The organism is Salegentibacter chungangensis (assembly GCF_042678405.1).
Classification (GTDB): Bacteria; Bacteroidota; Bacteroidia; order Flavobacteriales; family Flavobacteriaceae; genus Salegentibacter_A; species Salegentibacter_A chungangensis.
In genome coordinates this window covers 276,361-292,035 of the sequence record NZ_JBHTLI010000001.1, presented here as the reverse complement: position 1 = coordinate 292,035, position 15,675 = coordinate 276,361, and the positions used below count along the sequence as shown (strand labels likewise).

The window sequence follows — 15,675 nt, the reverse complement described above, 5'->3', positions numbered from 1 at the left end:
AACTTATGAATAAGAAGCTGTCCATTTTAAATTTATGTTCGGTCATCCTCGCTATCGCTGTGAGTTATGTGTCCCAGATCCTGGAGATAAACGGCAATACGGTGGGTAGCCTGAGCGCAGAATATGAGAACCTGTTTACCCCTGCCGGCTATGCCTTTGCCATTTGGGGAGCCATTTATCTGGGACTGCTTGCTTATTCTGTTTTTCTGGTTCGGGTGGCTTTTAAGAACACCAAAGAGGTGTGGATCATAGAAAAAACGGGACCGTGGTTCCTGCTGGCCAACCTGGCCAACTCTGCCTGGGTCTTTGCCTGGCTATTTGAAATTACCGGCCTTTCGGTGTTGATTATGATTCTTATTCTTTTCTCACTCATTAAAGTGATCCTGAACACCAATATGGAACGCTGGGATGCTCCTCTTAAGATCATTGCTTTTCCCTGGTGGCCTGTTTGCCTTTATTCGGGATGGATAAGCGTGGCCCTTATTGCCAACATCGCAGCCTACCTCACTAAGATTGGCTGGAACGTGGTCTATTTTAATGAATTGCAATGGACGATGCTTATGATCGTGGTAGCGACAGTGATCAATATTGCGATGATCTATACCCGGAATATGAGGGAATTTGCTGCTGTCGGGATCTGGGCACTTGTGGCCATTTACTTCCGGCATTTTGATGAACTTCCCGTCCTTTCCTATACCGCTTTGATAGGGGCCGTTGCCATTCTTTCCAACATCACCTATCACGGATGGAAGAACAGGAAAACCAACCCTATCTATCGTCTTATGAATAAGGAGAAGGTCTAAAGCATACTTTTCAGGTCACTGCCCCAGGTAGGGTAGGCAAAGATCATACGTTTTATGGTTTCACAGTCTAGTCCGCCGCACATTGCAAGCACAAACACATTGATCATTTCTGAGGCTTCAGGCCCTGCAAGATGAGCTCCCAGGATCTTTCCTGAATCTTTATCTATAATGGTCTTAAAAGCATACACTTTTTCGTTGATGCGTTTGGCATTGAACCATTTTGTGGCAAGCTTGTTGTTCACCCTGATATTATAGCCTTTTTCTTTCGCTTCTTTTTCTGAAAGCCCTACCGAAGCAAGGTTCGGAAGGGTGAAAACTACGGAAGGCTGCGGAGGGAAATTCGCCTTTTCGGGCTTGTTCTTATGCAACAGGTTCGCTGAAACTATCCGCGCTTCCTGGGAAGAAAGCGGTGTTAGCGGCAGGCCGTCACTGGCCGAAACATCCCCGCAGGCATACACATTCTTATTGGAGGTGTTCTGAAGATATTCATTGACCTCAATTCCTTTTTTACCGAAGGCTACATTTCCTTTTTCGAGCTCCAGTTGGTCTATAGAAGGGACTCTTCCGGCCGAGTTAATGATCATCTCAGCCTTAAGGGAGATCTCTTTTCCATTCTGCTTAGCCTTAAGCCTGAAATTCTTTCGGAGTTTTTCGATCTCAGCCGCTTCGGCATTAAAGATGAATTCTATCCCAAGTTCCTCCGAAGCCTTTTGTAAATGCGTTACCATATCTTCATCGAAATTGGTAAGTATTCGCGGGGCTACGTCTATCATCGTAACCTTTACCCCAAAACGGGCGGCAATATGGGCGAATTCCATCCCCACATAACCGGCGCCTATAAAGATCATCGATTCCGGAAGTTTTTTAAGGGAGAGAAAATCATCGCTTATCAACGCGTGTTCGGCTCCCGGTATTTTAAGGTCCAGCGGCTTGTTTCCGGTGGCGATCACGATCTTCTTTGCCTTTACGGTCTTCCCTTCAACCGAAAGTGTATTTTCATCAAGAAATTTCGGAGATTGGTGGTATAGTTCTATACCCAGGGCTTTCAGGTCTTTTTCGGTCGCGGCAGGCACCGTGTTTACAAAGCTTTCTTTGTAAGCCATCAGGTCTTTCCAGCTTTTCCCGGGCATAGAGGTAATTCCTTTCCCCTGCATTTTTTTTGCCCTGTCTATGATCTCGGTTAGCCCTACGAGCACTTTTTTGGGATCGCAACCCCTGGTGGCACAGGTGCCGCCGTATTCCCGGTTGTCGGCTATGGCCACTTTCAGGCCTTCCTTTGCACAATTTTTGGCCACGCCTTTTCCTGCTGTTCCGGTTCCTATCACAAATACGTCAAATTCCTTGATCCCCATTTTTAAGTTCTATTTCCTTCAAAGTAATTATCATTGCCCATTTCCTGTGTTATGGAAATGATAAAACTGGCTTAGAATGCGAAGGAATAGTTAAAACTAAGGGCAGCTATTGTGAGGCAGAACAACAGGAATTATCTTTGCCGCAATGAGTAAATCTTCTATTGCCCAAAGCTTTGCACAATCCCCGCAGCAGCAGGAATTGCAAAATGCTATTGCCCTTTCCCAAAAAAACACCCCGAAAATACATCTTAAAGGCATTGTTGGTTCATCCCTGTCTTTCGTGATCGCCAATGCCTTTAAAGAGGCTGAAAGTCCTTTTTTGCTGGTGTTTAATGATAAGGAGGAGGCTGCCTATTACCTGAACGACCTTGAGCAGCTTATAGGAGACAAGAACGTACTTTTTTATCCCGGAAGTTACCGCAGGCCTTATCAGATCGAGGAGACCGATAATGCCAACGTGTTGCTAAGGGCAGAAGTGTTGAACAGGATAAATTCAAGGAAGAAACCGGCCATCATAGTCACTTATCCCGATGCGCTTTTCGAAAAAGTGGTGACCAGGAAGGAGCTGGACAGGAGTACCCTGAAGATCTCCCTTGGCGATGAACTTTCTATCGACTTTGTGAACGAAGTGCTTTTTGAATACAAGTTCAAAAGGGTGGATTTTGTGACCGAACCCGGGGAATTTTCCGTTCGCGGCGGGATCATAGATGTGTTCTCTTTCAGTAATGACGAGCCATACAGGATAGAGTTCTTTGGAGATGAGGTAGACAGCATCAGGAGTTTTGATGTGGAGACCCAGCTTTCTACAGATAAGGTGAAGAAGATCTCGGTGATGCCAAATGTGGAGAACAAACACCTGGACGAGATCAGAGAGAGTTTTCTGAAATACATTTCGGCCAAAACGGTGGTTTTCGTTAAGAACCTGGACCTTCTGGGCGGGCAGATCGATAAGCTTTTCAGCAAAGCCGAAGAAGCTTTTAAAGGTCTTTCTGAAGATGTAAAGCACAGCGAACCCAAGGAGCTTTTCTGCAATTCAGAATTGCTTAAAAAACAACTTCTGGATTATTCGGTTGTCGAGTTGAGCACCCAGGCATTCCTGAAGTCTGAGAAATCAATTGAATTCAATACTAAGCCACAACCGGCCTTCAATAAACATTTCGATCTGCTTATCGAGAATCTTATCGAAAACCAGGAAGCCGGGTATACTAATTATATTTTTTGCGTAAGCGACCAGCAGGCAAAGCGTTTTCACGATATTTTTGATGACCAGGAGCGGGAGGTGAAGTACGAGACCCTAGTTCTTTCTATGTTCCAGGGCTTCATAGACGAAGATTCGAAACTGGTGTGTTATACAGATCACCAGATTTTTGAACGTTATCACAAATTTCACCTTAAGAACGGTTATGCCAAGAAACAGGCGATCACGCTTAAGGAACTTACCAACCTTGAGGTTGGTGATTTTGTGACCCATATTGATCACGGGATCGGGAAATTTGGCGGCCTGCAAAAGATAGACGTTGAAGGCAAGAAGCAGGAGGCCATCAAGCTTATTTACGGGGAGCGTGATATTCTGTATCTGAGCATCCATTCCCTTCACAAGATCTCGAAATACAACGGGAAAGATGGGAAAGCCCCGAAGATCTACAAGCTGGGCAGTAACGCCTGGAAGAACCTTAAGAAAAAGACCAAAGCCAGGGTTAAACATATTGCTTATAACCTGATAGAATTATATGCCAAGAGAAGGCTGCAGAAAGGCCACGCCTTTGGCCCTGATTCTTACCTTCAGCACGAGCTGGAAGCTTCATTCCTCTATGAGGATACTCCGGACCAGAGTACTGCTACCCAGGCGGTGAAGGAGGATATGGAGAACGAAAGGCCAATGGACCGCCTGGTATGCGGGGATGTTGGTTTCGGAAAGACCGAAGTCGCTATTCGTGCGGCTTTCAAGGCGGTGGATAACGGGAAACAGGTGGCCGTCCTGGTGCCTACCACCATTCTTGCCTTTCAGCATCACCAGACCTTTAGAGAAAGGCTCAAGGACTTTCCGGTGCGGGTGGATTATCTTAACCGATTCCGTACTGCCAAAGAAAGGAGAGAGACCTTACAGGATCTTGAGAATGGCCAGGTAGATATCATAATTGGGACCCACCAGTTAGTGAACAAGTCGGTTAAATTCAAGGATCTTGGATTGCTGATCGTGGACGAGGAGCAGAAATTCGGAGTTGCCGTTAAGGATAAACTGAAGACCATCAAGGAAAATGTGGATACTCTTACGCTAACGGCAACACCAATTCCGCGTACCCTCCAGTTCAGTTTAATGGCTGCGAGAGACCTTTCCACCATTACCACGCCGCCGCCAAACCGTTACCCGATAGAAAGCCACGTGATCCGCTTTTCGGAAGAGACCATAAGAGATGCGGTTTCTTATGAAATTCAGCGTGGAGGGCAGGTATTCTTCATTCATAACCGGATAGAAAACATTAAGGAGGTTGCCGGGATGATCCAAAGGCTGGTGCCCGATGCACGGATTGGGGTAGGCCACGGGCAGATGGAAGGGAAGAAGCTGGAGAAGCTGATGCTGAGTTTCATTAACGGGGAATTCGACGTGCTGGTTTCAACCACCATTGTAGAAAGCGGGCTTGATGTGACAAATGCGAATACCATTTTCATTAATAACGCCAACAACTTCGGCCTTTCAGACCTGCACCAGATGCGCGGAAGGGTAGGCCGAAGCAATAAAAAGGCTTTCTGTTACTTTATCACGCCTCCGTATTCGGTGATGACAGAAGATGCCAGGAAACGGATGACCGCGCTGGAGCAATTCTCCGAGCTTGGAAGCGGTTTCAATATCGCGATGAAAGACCTTGAGATAAGGGGTGCCGGGGATCTTCTTGGAGGGGAACAAAGCGGGTTCATCAACGAAATAGGCTTCGACACTTATCAGAAGATTTTGAACGAGGCCATTGAAGAGCTGAAAGAGAACGAATTCAAGGAACTTTACAGCGAGACCGAAAATATAGAGGATAAGACCTTTGTGAAGGATACGCAGATCGATACTGATTTTGAGATTCTCTTCCCTGATGATTATATCAATAATATTTCCGAGAGGCTGAATCTTTATACCCAGCTTAATAATATCACTTCTGAAGAGGAACTGCAGAAATTTGAAGCCGAGCTCACCGACCGGTTTGGGGAGTTGCCGGCAGAGGCAGAAGACCTACTGAACAGTGTTAGGGTGAAGTGGATCGCTTCCAAGATAGGCCTTGAGAAGGTGGTGATGAAGCAGGGTAAAATGATAGGTTATTTTATTGCAGACCAGCAATCCAGATTTTACCAGACCAATGCCTTTACCAGGGTGCTGCAGTATGTGCAAACGCATCCGCACGCCTGCAAGATGAAGGAGAAAAAGACCAGGAACGGGCTTAGGTTATTGCTCACCTTCGAGAAGATAACTTCCATAGACAAGGCATTAAAAGTTCTGGCTCCGCTTGACTTTAGGAAGAAGGAAGAGGGCGTGGATGCAAAAGCAGTTTCAAAATAAATCCCTAACAACTTCTAATTTGGAATTTTAATCATTCGGGGTGATTTGATAAAAAATAATTAAGTTTATAGTTTGTAATCTATAAACTATTTAAAAATATGGTCAAAAATTACCTTTTTATTTTGTTTCTTTTAATGGGGCTGAATTCTTTTGCCCAGGATGTGGAATTTGGTATCCAGGCGGGATATACCAATATTGAAATAGAAGCCACAATTGAGGCCGAGCAGGTTTCTGATAATGCTTCGGGCTTTTTTGTGGGTCTTTTGGCAGATTTCAAATTTTCAGAAAACTGGCACCTTCAACCTTCCGTAAATTATTTTAATGCAGAAGAAAGTGATTTCCTTTCTATTCCGGTTATGGTGCAATATTTTATAGTAGATTCCGGTTTTTATCTTCAGGCAGGACCCCAGGGAACGATTATTTTAGAAGATAATCCGGTTACCAATACGCTTGGTCTGGATGCTGCGTTTGGTGCAGGTTATCATATTAATGAAAACTTCTTTATCGATGCCCGCTATGGCATAGAGCTAACAAACAGGTATAGCTATGAGTCTGTGGAATATGGTGATCAATATGGTCTGGGCATAGAAAGTGGTATTAACACTTTAATGGTAGGAGTAGGTTATAAGTTCTAATTACTCACTGAGTCTTATAAAATAAAGGAGATGGGTATCCTTTGTTTATAATTTATTTCTTCCTCCTTTTTAAGAAAGGCTGACCTAAGGGCGGGGTGGCTAATTTGTGATATCCTTTTTAAATTCGAATTCCAATAATTCCCTGAGCTTATCAGTATTTATGATCTTTCCTTTTGAAGGAGTCCCGTGATCAAATTCGGGAGCGGCGAGGTTCTTTTCCTTTGCAATACCGGTATAGTATTCTTCTTTAGAAGGATGTTCCGGCCAGGAGGCGTTCAGCTCTGTACCCCAGGCTTTTTTCTCTATTATTTTATGAATGATCCCTATGCAGTCTTCCTGCTTAATAAGATTGACCGGGGCTTTGGGATTTTTGATCCCGCTTCTTCCTGCAAGAAAATTTACCGGGTGTCTTTCCGGGCCAAGGAGACCGCCAAAGCGCAGGACGGTGGTCTCAAAATTCTTGTTCTTTTTCAGAAGATTTTCAGCGGAAATAAGCTGTTGGGCAGCCTTGGAAGTGCCGTCAGGTTGATCTTCTTCAGTGATTTCGGGAAAATCTTCGGTGTCTTCAAAAACCGAAGTAGAACTTATAAAAAGCACATTCTTAACCGGAGATTTTTCTATGTATGGCGCAAGTCTCCCGATTTTCCCCACAAAATCGGATTGTGGGTCTTTTCTGAGCCCCGGCGGGATGTCAATGATAAGAACCTCGGTTTCTGCTAAAAAAGCACTGATATCACCCTGAATTCCCTCTGCGAACAGATGAAGCACGTATGGGGTAATGCCGGCAGTCTTTAATTCCTGCATTCTGTTTCGGTTTGTAGTGGAACCTTTAACAAAATTTCCTTCCTCGATGAAGCTTTTTGCCAGGGGCAGTCCCAGCCAGCCGCAACCTAATATAGCGATGTTCATATTTTTCTGTTATGTCATCCTGAACCCGTTTCAGGATCTCTGCTTCAGCAGGCCTGAGAAAAACTCAGTTCGTAGAATTTTACCAAAACTACTAATTTGAATCCCTCTCTGGTGTGATGGTTTTCTTAAAAATTACGGCATCATTCACAACAAATGGTCTTGGGATCATCTTTTCAGCCCTTTCTGGTACGTCCAGTTGCTCATTTTCCAGCAGGTCATAACTGGATTCATAAAGTGTGAATTCCGGTTGTTGGGCTTTGTTCATTTCAAAGTTCAGCCTCAGAGTATCCCGTCCCGAAACATAATAGGTAAGCAGGCGCTCACTTCTTCCGGCAAGGTTTCCAGTTTTTCCGTTCACTTTGAAATTCTGAAGTTCCAGCCCGGTATCGGCGAAGAGTTCCAGCCTGTTGATATTCCGGTTAGGGGCTATCTTCAGGGAGTATCCTGTTTTATCATTTGACCCGGAAGTCTTTTTAAAGATTATTCCCGGGGCCGGAATGCTGATCTTAGCAGCATCGGCTTTATAGGTAAATCCCGAATTGTATTTGCTGGAGAGTTTCTTTTCTTCTGAATCTGCCGAAAGCTTATGACTGAAATATTTCAGCGTCCATTCATCCAGTAACTCGTCATAGGTATACCAGTTGGCCTTTTTGGCATCGGCATCATATAAGTAAACAAGGCTGTTAGGTTTTGGCCTTTCCGCGGAAAAATTCGATTTGAAATGCGCGAAGAAGAAGAGGACAAAAAATGTTAGCAACGAAAGGAAGCCAAGGATCTTTTTGCCTTTCATATACCCAAAAACCGGCAGCAGTAACACGAACAGCAGGACCGTTAGAATGGCTGAAACGAACAGGATCTTTAGTCCCAGGGCCACCGGGAAACTTCTGATGAACGGCATCAGGATAAAGATTGCCGGAAGCGAAAATAAGCTTAGGAAGAGCAGGTTTGGTTTTATCCGGCCTATCATTATGAGCAGCTGAAGCAATCCAAAATATACCGGGATGATAAAATAGGAAGCTCCTTTCAGGTAAAAGGCGGTGAGCGTGCAGATAAGCAGCCACAGAAACAGCGGTGCAATAAACAGGGAAACGGTATCTTCCTTTTTTCTGAATTTATGGTAAATAAAAAAGCAAATGCCAAGACTCAGGAAAACGGCCGCTGCAATATAATAGTAGCCGTTATACGGAAAGCCCTGCTGTATCTCGGAGTATCCAGGATACATAAGCAGGCAGAGTTTCCAGAAAAGATATACCGAAAGTCCTGAAATCACAACGCACAGGAATAGCGGGAGGAATCCCCGGAGCACTTCTTTCAGGTTAAGACGCTTCATAAAAAAGCCGATTCCCAAAAGAATGAGGAAAATCACGAAAGCGGCAATAAGCATCGGGAAGATCCACGAAAAAGGATAACTCAGCAGTTCGCCCCCTGGTAAATTAAAATAGAGCAGGTCCTTGTCTGAATCCAGGTTCCCAAGTTCGGCATCCTTAAAATAATTGAGCAAAGGCATCAGGTAGCTTCCTTGGTGAGCGAGAGTTGTTTTATCAAGGTTCGCGGGAATATCGTTGGCGGTGTGATAATCAAAATGATCATCTATAAAGGCAAAATTAAAACCGTTGATATCTCCCTGTTCCCGAAGTACCGTAAGATCGGTGTCATTGGGCAGCATCTTGTAGACACTGTAGGCAAGGGAGTTCGTGACCGGGAAATCGGGATGAGCCTTCTGGAAGGCATTAATTAAAGCCGAATTTCCCTTATTGGTTTCTAAAAGCATAAAAGAATTCCCGCCACTTCCACGGGCTTCGAAGTTAATGGCCAGCTTTGCATCTTTTGCCCAGGGGTGTTCTTTGACAAATAGCTCAGCCCCGTTCAGTCCTAATTCTTCGGCATCGGTAAAAAGAAGGATAATATCATTTTCAGGTTCCGGGTCCTGTTTTAGAAAAGCCCTGATTCCTTCAAGGATGGTAGCCACCCCGCTGCCGGCATCACTGGCACCCAGAGAAGAATGGGGCTGCGAGTCATAGTGTGTCATCAATACCAGTGCACTGCCGTTTCCGGTGCCTTTGATCCTGGTGAGGATATTCTGAGGTCGAACAAGAACCCGATGCTCATTCAGAATAAAGCCTTCCTGGGTTTGTACCTGCAGGCCCATTTCCTGTAACTGGTTCACTATATAATTACGAACCTTACTATGCTCGGCACTGCCGGTGTAATGTGGTTTCTGGGCAATGGCTTCAACGTGCCTGAAAGCACGGGAAGTAGAGAATTCGGTTGAAGGTGCGTTCTCTGGTTGGACCCTGTGCGGATGGCTGCTGTAAAAACTAAACCATACGGCAAATCCAATGAGTACAAGCGAGAGGAAGGAGTAGAATTTATTCAGCATAAGATGGGATTGATTAGGTTTTCTAAAATTACTTAAGATTTATTTTATAGCAGAATATTTTTTAGCTGCTTTAGCGTTCGTCTAATTTTGATTATATTTAGTAACGTAACATTCAAAATATCAGGGATATGGGTATCAAAAGTTTTCAGGGCAAGCGAGCGGAACCGGAGAAGCCGGCCAGCGAACCAATTTTGGTAAAAGACTATATGAGTACTTCCTTAATTACCTTCAGGGAAAATGAAGATATTAAAGATGCTATTGAGAAGCTTATCAAACACGGGATTTCCGGCGGTTGTGTGGTCGATGAAAAGAACAGGCTGCTCGGGGTGATTTCTGAAGGCGATTGCCTGAAGCATATTTCTGATAGCCGGTATTATAATATGCCAATGGATGAGAACAGTGTAGGTAAACATATGACCTGTAACGTAAAGACCATAGACGGAAATATGAATGTTTTGGATGCGGCGAAAAAATTCATTGAACTTAAATTCCGAAGATTTCCTATTGTGGAAGAAGGGATTCTCGTTGGGCAAATAAGTCAGCGGGATGTCTTACGTGCTGCACTCAACCTGAAAGCTTCGAACTGGCACCTCTAATTTCGCCTTACCAGGGCATAGAAATCATTTTCCAGCGGAAGATAACCCTGATCATATACAAAGTAGTATACATTGCCGGTTTTGGTGGTGTAGATGCTTGTAAAGTATTCGAAACTAAAACCCTTGGCCAGTAATTTAGATTTGCTGGCTTTTGTTTTGTCGTTTGGGTTCAGACTTTCCAGGATCCTGTAATTCTTACGTAGTTGATTGTTGACATTCCTGATGAGGTTCTTAGCGTCTTTATTGATCTTATTATGATAGGAATTGCGGCAGTAATCGCTGCAGAACTTCTTATCTGTGCGTCCCACGATCTTCTCGCCACATTCCAAACAGGTTTTTTGCATAATTAAATATAGCGAAATTGTTTAATACAGTATTTTAGCGGGTTACTTCCCGAATCCGTATTCCCGTTCCACTTTGGCGATTCGCACTTTGTACAGTTTATACCATTGCTCTCTTCCTTTTTTCTGGGCCAGGAAATGATCTGTATGTTTTTTCCAGTTCTTTATGGATTCTGTGTCTCGCCAGTAGGAGACAGTAATCCCCACATCTTCCCTTGCCGATTCAACCCCAAGAAATCCGGATTGTTCTTTTGCTAACTCCAGCATCAGCTCGGACATTTCTGAATATTCAGGATCCTCATCTTTTCTCACTGAAGTAAAGATCACTGCATAGTAGGGCGGGATGGGGGTAGTGGCGATCATATTTATTTTACCTTAGTCCATTCATTTTTTAAAAATGGTTTGAAGTCCTTGCCATTGGTGGCGATAAGGAATTCCTCGGTGAACTTGTCTTCCCCGGTTTTGGTAAGGATGAGCTTGGCTTTCCAGTTTCCGGGATTGTTCTCGATTTCACGGGTAAGGAAAACCAGTTTATCTCCGGAACTTTGTTCGGTATCGAGCTCATAGATATTCACAAAATTCTCGACGTGAAACTCGCGAAGTATATATTTTTCGGTATTCGGGTTATAGCTAAAAACCCCAATGTCGCGATGTACCTCTCCCATCGGTTTCTTCTCGGTTTTAGGAAAAGTGGACTGGTTCTTTACAAAGATGAAATTTTGTCCCAGTTCCCAATTATAGGTTCTGAAGCCAATGCCGTCTCCGGCCACGCCGCTTTCAACTCCCTGCCAGTTGCCGATAAGAAATTCGAATTTTTCCAGTGGGTTTTGAGCTGTAATACTACTGAAGCTAAACAGAAGTATAAACAGGTATAGATATTTTTTCATTTTTAAATATGGGTTAATATGAGACCGGTTTTGCCCGGAAATGCTGTAATATTACGAAAATTCAGGCTTTTGATAAGTGTTTCCAAACGTTTACAAATAAAAATAAACGAAAACAAATACTTTCCAACCGAATAAGATTTGAAGCCGGGTCTATGTTTGTTCCGTTGAAATGAACTAACGATTTTCAGCTGCAATTAAAATTTGAGTTATGAGCACTTTAAGAAACAAAGTACAGTTAATTGGTCACGTAGGCAGCGAGCCTGAAATCGTAAACCTGGAATCAGGGAAGAAGCTGGCCAAATTCTCTATCGCCACAAACGAACATTACAAGAATGCAAAAGGAGAGAAGGTAACCGATACGCAATGGCATAACGTGGTTGCCTGGGGCAAGACGGCAGATCTGATTGAGAGCTATGTGCCTAAAGGAAAAGAAGTAGGAATAGAAGGGAAACTTACCAGTCGTAGTTATGAAGATAAGGAGGGGGTGAAAAGATATATCACCGAAGTTGTTTGCAGTGAGCTGTTACTGATGGGTAGTAAATAAGGATTGGTTAAAATGGAAGATCCCGCTTCCTGGCGGGATCTTTATTTTTAAGAGTTCAGCATTTTTTAAGCTGATATGAGCTCTTTTAATTCCTCCGAAATAGGAAAGCCTTTTATGCCTTTTTTGGATATCAGGTAATTCTCAATCTCTGTTTCCTCCATTCCATAGGTTTCCTTCAGGCCTTCTATAATGATCTTGAGGTAAAAGGGGTGTGGGGCATTGATCTCCTTTTCCAGGTAAGCTTCATTGGTAAAAGTGAAGACCGGGCAGCCTTCCAATTCGGCCAAATAAATGATCTTCCCATACCACGAGCCGTTTTCCATATCCAGAAAGCCATTTTGCTTTACCTGCTCCAGGTCGATATGAAACTCCCCATCGAACTTTATTTCCTGTTGTACTAGTTCTATGAATTGCTTCTCGCTTATCAGGTAACGCCTGCCAAGAGTTTCTTCCTTGTTTGAAGTTTCTGTTCTTATAAAGCCTGCACCACCTCCGCTCCAGGTTTTAGAGGATTTGGCAAAGTAAAGTTCTCCCGGAATCCTGATGGGTTTCGAGATGCCGCTGAAATTCTTATCGGTACAACCCGGATAGGTTCGTTTGGCATTCTTTGGTGTTCCTCCTTCTATATAGCACTGAAACCGTTCTTTCAGAAGATTGGAGCCGTAGCACGCATACCAGACCTTGTTTTCTTTTTCATTCGTCATAAGTCTGAAACATACGAATTTGAATTCTCTGAATAAAAAAATCCCGTCATTTTTGGCGGGATTTTTATCAAGATGAGCAATATCTCTATTGTTTCATTTCTACAGAAGTCTCCTGCATTGCATCTGGCGTGATCTTATTTCCGTCGGCATCAATTTCTATGATCTCATCAAAACCAAGTTCTTCCAGTTTATCTGAGATTTCAGCTTTATCTCCAACGATGAACCAGTTAACTTCTTCCGGTTTCACCATTTTTTGGCTTACCTTCTGAACCTCTTCAAGGCTAAGCCCTCTTACCTCAGAATCGAAAGTTTGATAATAATCGTCCGGAAGGCCATATTTTACAAGGTTGTAAAGTGAGTTGTTCACTGAGGAGTTGGTCTCCCATTGCCCCGGTAGCTTTAATACCTGATTGGTCTTTACCTTGGCTACTTCTTCATTGGTTGCCGGGCGGGTTCCTATAAATTCACTTAGCTCTTTACGGATCTCACTTACAGATTCAGCCGACTTGTCGGTTTGTACAGGCGCATAAACTATAAATGGGCGCAGATCCTGAGTTCCCATTACAAAACCTCCCGCACCATATGCCCAGTGTTTGTCTTCCCTCAGGTTCATATTGATCCTGGAGGTAAATTCCCCTCCAAGGATATTCATCATTTGCTGTACGGCAATTTCTGATTGCTCACCGTACTTGTCGGTAAGGTAACCGGCAAGGATTATAGATTGCTGAGATTCGGGCCTGTCTATTAGATACAATGTGTTTTTTGAAGCCGTTTTTGGTTCAGGGAATGTGATTTCAGGCACTTCGGCCTGCTTCCATTTCCCTAAGGACTTCTCCAGTTTAGCTTTAAGTTCACTCATTTCCACATCTCCGGTGACGATAAGTGTAGCGTTATTAGGTTTTACCCAGGTGTCATAAAAATTTACCGCATCCTCACGAGTGAGTTCTTTTACATTCTCTTCGTATCCGGTTCCGGTATATGGATTTCCATAAGGGTGATCCTTTCCGTAAAGATAAGGGTTTATCACTCTAAGAGCCATTGCTATAGGTTGTGACTTCTCCCTTTTGATGTCGTTTAGCTGTTCAGCTTTTAATCTTTCGAATTCTTTCTGCGGAAAGGAAGGGTTCAGGATCACATCAGCAAAGAGATCAAGACTGGCATCCAGGCTTGGTTTTAAAGTATTCATATAAACATTTGAGATATCCTGATCTGAATAAGTGTAAAGGTCAGCACCCAGCAACTGAAGTTTTTCGCTTATCTGAAGAGAATTTAGGTCCTTGGTTCCTTCATCCATAAGATCCATTGCAAGAGCGGCAGTACCGGCACTAGCCAAGTGGTCAGATTTATACCCGGCATTTATCATAAGGTCCATCACTATAGTAGGGACACCTTCTCTTTTTGCCAAAACCACCTTTAGACCGTTTGATAGTTCCGTTCTTTGCAAATCAGGGAATTTCGCTTTTTTAGCTTCTCCTACTTCAGGTAATTTAGTCCTGTCAATATCGCTGGCTACGGTTTCGTATTCAGGATACGGCCTGGCAATAAGCGTATGTTTTCCTCTGTTAAGCCATTTCTGGGCGGTAGCCTTAAGATCTGCAGTAGTAGCGTTTTCTACATACTTCAGGACTTTCTTGTAATGCTCCGGATTTCCGTGGTAGGTTTGATTGGAAGCCAGGATATCTGAAACGCCTCCAAAACCTCCAATTCTTTCAAGGCCTTTAATGAAATTGGCAAAATACTCAGCTTTTACCCTTTTCAACTCGGCTTCGGTTGGTCCGTTCTTAATGAAATTATCGAGCTCATTCAGAATAGTCTCTCTTACTTTTTCACTATCCTCTCCCGGCTTCACATTAGTCTGAACTATAAAACGGCTGGCAATCTCTCCGGAAGCCTGGTAAGCATAAGCGCTGCTGGCTGTCTGATCTTCATAGATCAGTTTCTTGTATAGCCTTGAATTCTTCCCGCTGCTTAATATGGCTGAAATTAGGTCGAAATGTATATCTTCTCGGGAGCCGTACTGAGGGGTGTTCCAGGCGTATACTATCCGCGTTTCCGGAACTCTGTCTTCATAAACCTGGTAAGTATCCTCATTATGGGTTGGGATGTTCACTTCCTGCCTGGCAATGGTTGGACCCGCCGGGATATCCCCAAAATACTTAATTACTTTCTTGTGTACTTCTTCAGCTTCTATATCTCCTGCAATAGAAAGAACGGCATTTGCAGCTCCATAATAGGATTTGAACCATTCGTGCACATCTTCAAGAGAAGCTGCGTTAAGGTCTTCCATTTCGCCGATCACCGTCCAGGAGTAGGGATGACCTTTAGGATACATAGCCTTGGTCAAAAGATCCCACTGGCGGCCGTAAGGCTGATTCTCTCCCTGGCGCTTTTCATTTTGGACAACACCGCGCTGTTCATCCAGTTTTTCCTGGTCAATGGCGCCAAGCAGGTGTCCCATTCTGTCTGACTCAAGGAACAGCACCTGATCCAGGGCAGCAACGGGAACATTCTGGAAGTAATTGGTCCTGTCGGTATTTGTAGTTCCGTTCAGGTCGGTTCCGCCAATACTTTCCAGGGCCTGGAAGTAATCATCATTGAAATTCTCACTTCCGTTGAACATTAAATGCTCAAAGAGGTGGGCGAACCCGCTTTTTCCGGGTTTCTCATTTTTGGATCCTACGTGATACCAAACGTTTACGGCAACAATAGGCGCCTTATGGTCTTCGTGTACCAGCAGGGTAAGCCCGTTGGGAAGCACGAATTTCTCGTAATCTATGTTAATTTCATTAGCTTTGAACTCAAAGTCCTGAGCATTCATAAAAGGGCAGTACAAGACAGCCAGAAACAGAAAAATCAATCTTTTCATAATAAAAAATAGGTTTAAATTAATATGGCTGTAGGGAGGATGTTAAATATAGTGATTTATATTTTTAAAAATCAGCTGTTTGGGAATATGAAACAGAGCTGGTGGAAAAATGAAGTA

General features: G+C 43.7%; 13 protein-coding genes. 5 read left to right on the top strand and 8 right to left on the bottom strand.

The annotated features are described in order from the left end of the window. The first annotated feature begins 5 nt into the window (after positions 1 to 5). Positions 6 to 803 carry a tryptophan-rich sensory protein gene (locus ACFQ3Q_RS01255; protein ID WP_380742140.1) on the top strand — a complete coding sequence of 266 codons (798 nt, stop codon included), beginning with the start codon at positions 6 to 8 and terminating at the stop codon, positions 801 to 803. Here ACFQ3Q_RS01255 and ACFQ3Q_RS01250 read toward each other — a convergent pair. Then, positions 800 to 2,155: a dihydrolipoyl dehydrogenase family protein gene (locus ACFQ3Q_RS01250; RefSeq protein WP_380742138.1), complete on the bottom strand. Its 1,356-nt coding sequence runs from the start codon at positions 2,153 to 2,155 to the stop codon at positions 800 to 802. The genes ACFQ3Q_RS01255 and ACFQ3Q_RS01250 overlap by 4 nt on opposite strands. A 145-nt stretch (positions 2,156 to 2,300) precedes the next feature. Between ACFQ3Q_RS01250 and mfd the strand changes: the two genes are divergently transcribed. Continuing rightward, on the top strand, positions 2,301 to 5,696 hold the full coding sequence (mfd, locus tag ACFQ3Q_RS01245) for a transcription-repair coupling factor (RefSeq protein WP_380742136.1): 3,396 nt from the start codon (positions 2,301 to 2,303) through the stop codon (positions 5,694 to 5,696). Between the two features lie 98 nt (positions 5,697 to 5,794). Further along, entirely contained in the window at positions 5,795 to 6,331 is a 537-nt protein-coding gene (locus ACFQ3Q_RS01240; protein WP_380742135.1) for an outer membrane beta-barrel protein, read from the top strand. 99 nt (positions 6,332 to 6,430) lie between these two features. Here the strand turns inward: ACFQ3Q_RS01240 and ACFQ3Q_RS01235 are convergent, their stop codons facing one another. Both ACFQ3Q_RS01235 and ACFQ3Q_RS01230 read right to left on the bottom strand, forming a co-directional pair. After that, the gene (locus ACFQ3Q_RS01235; RefSeq protein ID WP_380742133.1) at positions 6,431 to 7,240 is read right to left on the bottom strand and encodes an SDR family NAD(P)-dependent oxidoreductase; all 810 of its coding nucleotides are present in this window, start codon (positions 7,238 to 7,240) and stop codon (positions 6,431 to 6,433) included. A gap of 91 nt (positions 7,241 to 7,331) precedes the next feature. After that, positions 7,332 to 9,620 (bottom strand): M20/M25/M40 family metallo-hydrolase, encoded by a 2,289-nt coding sequence (locus ACFQ3Q_RS01230; protein WP_380742132.1) that lies wholly within the window; start codon positions 9,618 to 9,620, stop codon positions 7,332 to 7,334. 128 nt (positions 9,621 to 9,748) lie between these two features. On the opposite strand from ACFQ3Q_RS01230, the gene ACFQ3Q_RS01225 reads away from it, so the two are divergent. Then, a complete protein-coding gene (locus tag ACFQ3Q_RS01225) occupies positions 9,749 to 10,216 on the top strand; it encodes a CBS domain-containing protein (RefSeq protein WP_380742130.1) in 468 nt (155 codons plus the stop codon). Here ACFQ3Q_RS01225 and ACFQ3Q_RS01220 read toward each other — a convergent pair. The 3 genes from ACFQ3Q_RS01220 to ACFQ3Q_RS01210 are packed head-to-tail and all read right to left on the bottom strand — an operon-like array spanning position 10,213 to position 11,444. After that, the gene (locus ACFQ3Q_RS01220; RefSeq protein ID WP_380742128.1) at positions 10,213 to 10,560 is read right to left on the bottom strand and encodes a hypothetical protein; all 348 of its coding nucleotides are present in this window, start codon (positions 10,558 to 10,560) and stop codon (positions 10,213 to 10,215) included. The two genes, ACFQ3Q_RS01225 and ACFQ3Q_RS01220, sit on opposite strands and share 4 nt — an antisense overlap. A gap of 42 nt (positions 10,561 to 10,602) precedes the next feature. Continuing rightward, on the bottom strand, positions 10,603 to 10,920 hold the full coding sequence (locus ACFQ3Q_RS01215) for an antibiotic biosynthesis monooxygenase family protein (protein ID WP_380742126.1): 318 nt from the start codon (positions 10,918 to 10,920) through the stop codon (positions 10,603 to 10,605). A gap of 2 nt (positions 10,921 to 10,922) precedes the next feature. Beyond that, complete coding sequence (locus tag ACFQ3Q_RS01210) at positions 10,923 to 11,444, bottom strand: hypothetical protein (protein ID WP_380742124.1); 522 nt, start codon at positions 11,442 to 11,444, stop codon at positions 10,923 to 10,925. Positions 11,445 to 11,652: 208 nt separating this feature from the next. On the opposite strand from ACFQ3Q_RS01210, the gene ACFQ3Q_RS01205 reads away from it, so the two are divergent. Beyond that, positions 11,653 to 11,988: a single-stranded DNA-binding protein gene (locus ACFQ3Q_RS01205; RefSeq protein WP_380742122.1), complete on the top strand. Its 336-nt coding sequence runs from the start codon at positions 11,653 to 11,655 to the stop codon at positions 11,986 to 11,988. Between the two features lie 65 nt (positions 11,989 to 12,053). Here the strand turns inward: ACFQ3Q_RS01205 and ACFQ3Q_RS01200 are convergent, their stop codons facing one another. Then, the gene (locus ACFQ3Q_RS01200; protein WP_380742120.1) at positions 12,054 to 12,692 is read right to left on the bottom strand and encodes a hypothetical protein; all 639 of its coding nucleotides are present in this window, start codon (positions 12,690 to 12,692) and stop codon (positions 12,054 to 12,056) included. Positions 12,693 to 12,777: 85 nt separating this feature from the next. Next, positions 12,778 to 15,558, bottom strand: coding sequence for a M16 family metallopeptidase (locus ACFQ3Q_RS01195; protein WP_380742119.1), 2,781 nt, complete (start codon positions 15,556 to 15,558; stop codon positions 12,778 to 12,780). Between the last annotated feature and the right edge of the window lie 117 nt (positions 15,559 to 15,675).